Here is a 3446-nt window from a genome sequence, read left to right as displayed (position 1 = left end):
ACCCACTGAGCAAGACCCGGGTGCTGCCATAAGATTGCAATCGGTTGCTGTTGGCCAGGTAGTCTGCGCTCCAGATGGCGGGTTTTTGTCCTGGTTCTCCCATTCTGTGTTCGGTCCGGTTTCCAGCTTTGTCGTATTGGTAAAACTGCTCGTCGCTGACCCGGCTATCCAGTTCGGCAGTCAAGCGTGACAGTGCATCGTACTTAAAATGTCGTTCACTGCCATCATCCAGCTGGATGCTTTCAATACTGTCAAAGGCATCGTAGCCATAGACCTGTTCCCAAAGTGTCTGACCTGGTTTGGGCTGGCTGGATGATGCCAGCATCAAGGCCGAGAGCCGACCGTCGGCATCAAAGCTTCTGTCCATCCACAGGCCATTGCCGTACCGCCAGCCACTGACACCACTGAATGACTGATGCTTTACCTTATCTACTAAAGTCTTTTGGACTCCTGCCAGTTGTGTCTCAATACCCTTCAGACGATTTGCATCATAGCGGTAGTTCAACTGTTGCCCGTTGGGATAGGTGACTCCCAGCAACTTACTCGCCTTGCCATACTGATAGCTCAGTGTGTAGACGTAAGACTGATCATTCAACTCAAAGCTGCGGCGATCAGTGATGGTATTGCCAAAGTCATCGTAGCCGTATTCAATCTTGCCACTGCCATCCTCAATAGAGGTCAACTGCCCTGTACCATTACCATGAACACCGTCTGTCTGGTCGTACTGGTAGCGGATATCCGACCCTGTGCCTGGATAATCGATAGCCACCAGACGATTCAGCAGGTCGTATTCAAACTGAATGCTAGCTTGTTTGTCAAATATAAGGGTGTCCTATTTTCTATTTGAAAAAAAAACAACCAAGTACAGCCCAAAGATCAAAAAACCAAATACATGTGACAATACCCCTCCAGAACGATAAAACCACAAGATGCAAATACACCCCTGCCATATGACAAAAGTTATTGCTGCATAAAGCCCTCCGAGTAAAAAGCCATATGGATTTAGCACTCCATTATTCACAATTGAAGGCACTTGAGAATACAATAGAATAAGCCAGTTGGTTACTACGATGAAGTAAGCAACCATCATTGCCAATTTACACTTTTTTGCACTCATCTTGGCCAATAGCCCTACGGCTTCAAGTAAGCTCGAACATTACAGTGAAACCATTTCTCTGTCACCGTATCATAGAATTTGGGTTTCTTGTATTTATCCGTCAACCCCGCTTTTAGGTCAGCCTCTTTCTGTTCCATGTAGTCTTGCCACATCGCTATATCCTTATCTACATATGGTTTAGCCCGATAGTGGTACTTTTCGAATATATAACCTCCACAATCAACTGCTTTAGATTTATCATTTTTAAGAATCCAAGATATAAAAACCTCATTCTCATTCAAAATACTAAAATAAATAGCTCCCTGAAAATTATCAGGCAAACCTTCCTTGACCTTCACTTTCTTTTCTATCCAGTCCCCTTCCTCTTCAAACTTCCAGCGAACCAGTCCATACTCAGGAGTATCCTTGATTGGAACAGAGCCAATAATGCTAAAGTCTTTTGACTTAAAGGGTATTATCATTTTTCCTTTATGGAATATATACTGATCCAGTTCATTTAACACTTCAGTAAAGTAGAGACTACTCTCAGTATCATTATGAACACCGATACTGTAAAAGTTTCTGCCAAATGCACTGCAACCACTCATCAAACTACTCACCATTAGAAGCAGATAAATAGCAGCATAGGTATTGAACTTACTTTTAACCATCGCCAAATACTCCATTCTCATCCAGCCAGACCTGATACAGATCCATATTAACTGTTCCACGGAAATTACCGTCGGGTTTGCTCTGAATCATATGCTCAAGATCAGGAAATTGAGGTGCAGTTCTCTGCCGTTCTGACTCTCGGGCAGCCTGATACTGAACACACCGGTTATCCACTTTCCTCTCGCACTTGGATGTAGGGGTAGGTTTAAAGTCAGGATCATTCGGATAATAGATAGCTCTATCCTCATTACCCAGTTTGCCCAGCCAGCCTCTCTCATCATGAATAACAGGCTTCTCAACGACTTTATGTTCATCTTTCAAATCACCCAGCTCAACACCTGCGCTCAATGCTTGATGATACATCCACTGCAAAGCTATATCTGAAAGGTCACTATCGCCATAACCACCACCTATATCAGAATGTGCACCAACAAAGCCCTGTTCAACAATATTGCCGCCGGAAGAAATATCGGCTCCCTCATTGGGCGATACTGAGGAAAGAGGAAATAAAGCTCTATGTTCATTGAGTGCTACAGCATGAGCTACATGGCCAATACGGCTATCAACGGAGAAGTCATAGCCAATATCTGTGCTATTCCCTGCCAGTCCCATTGAACCGACTGTATCAAACAGCCCCATAAAGCGAACATTCAGGGGATTGCATTCACTGACATTAGCCCAATGATTATTATCAATGCGTTCAAAGATCTCGTTAGAGAACTCCCTGGCAGCTGCAGCCCCACGACTGAACCCTACAATGTCAATAGTTCGATCCCATGAGTCCCGCCTTAAAAGAACATCGAGCATATAAAGAGCGTCGTTTACCCTCTCACGAGAGCCCAGGCCAGTCGCACCGCCAATGATATAGTCCAGCCAGCCATCAGTTCCTACACCTGGTTGATAAAGCACATCATCTCGGGAATAGGCATCTTGATAATACCGCCTGAAGAGTGAAACATTTGTTTCTGCTTCCGCATTAAGACCACCCAGATCATCTGATCATTCCCCGTCCCATCAAAAGCAAACAAAAACAGTCCCAATGGATCTGTGCTGACCAGCGGATTACTGTTCACATAGGCATAGGTATTGATGCCGCCTCTCAACCCTATGGGGTCACTCTGGCTGTATCGCCCCGTTTCCGGGTCGTAGTAACGGTGATAGTTGTAGAACAGGCCGCTTTCATGGTCGTAGTACTGGCCTGCGAAGCGCAGGTTGATTTCCGCCCCCTTGCCATCACCGTCCGGGTCTTGCTTGGCCAGACCTATCCCAAAAGCATCGCTGTTCCATTGCCAGACAATAGTTTGCTGGTCATTGGTCGCTTTTCTGGGAGTATTCAGATGATCCGTATGAAGGTAGGTGATCTGCTGACCTTTGGAGTCATCCGCCATCGCTACTGGCACCTGGTTCAACCACAGGTAGTTTTTATGGATCTCTTTCCCTGTCTGGCTATCGATCCGGGTTTCCGCCATCAACTGGCCACTGGAGGCCGTAATGGTAAACGGTATGTACCGGGCCATCAGTAGATGGAATCATCTTGTGGGTACGCTGGACTCAGTGCGTTATAGGCGTGCGAGCTTATCAGGCTGAAAAATGATGAAGGTCGCCACTATCCAGTTCCGGCGGTTATAGAGGTGCCTTCGATCCCTAATCGCTGAGGTTTCGACCAGGGTACTGCCTG

General features: G+C 46.1%; 4 protein-coding genes. All 4 read right to left on the bottom strand.

Features of this window, described 5'->3' with window-relative positions; all coding sequences use genetic code 11:
* Window positions 1-769 (bottom strand): hypothetical protein (locus ACO6UX_RS25125; protein WP_422451146.1); only part of this gene is annotated, 769 nt, incomplete at its 3' end.
* 362 nt (window positions 770-1131) lie between these two features.
* On the bottom strand, window positions 1132-1767 hold the full coding sequence (locus tag ACO6UX_RS25120; RefSeq protein WP_422447341.1) for a hypothetical protein: 636 nt from the start codon (window positions 1765-1767) through the stop codon (window positions 1132-1134).
* On the bottom strand, window positions 1760-2758 hold the full coding sequence (locus ACO6UX_RS25115) for a phospholipase effector Tle1 domain-containing protein (RefSeq protein WP_422447933.1): 999 nt from the start codon (window positions 2756-2758) through the stop codon (window positions 1760-1762). Before ACO6UX_RS25115 ends, ACO6UX_RS25120 begins: the two co-directional genes overlap by 8 nt.
* Complete coding sequence (locus ACO6UX_RS25110) at window positions 2656-3285, bottom strand: RHS repeat domain-containing protein (RefSeq protein ID WP_422451145.1); 630 nt, start codon at window positions 3283-3285, stop codon at window positions 2656-2658. Before ACO6UX_RS25110 ends, ACO6UX_RS25115 begins: the two co-directional genes overlap by 103 nt.
* Window positions 3286-3446 lie beyond the last annotated feature (161 nt).

The sequence above is a fragment of the Endozoicomonas sp. ALB091 genome, assembly GCF_049310265.1.
In the GTDB taxonomy this organism is placed as follows: domain Bacteria; phylum Pseudomonadota; class Gammaproteobacteria; order Pseudomonadales; family Endozoicomonadaceae; genus Endozoicomonas.
This window is presented reverse-complemented; position numbering and strand designations above follow the sequence as displayed.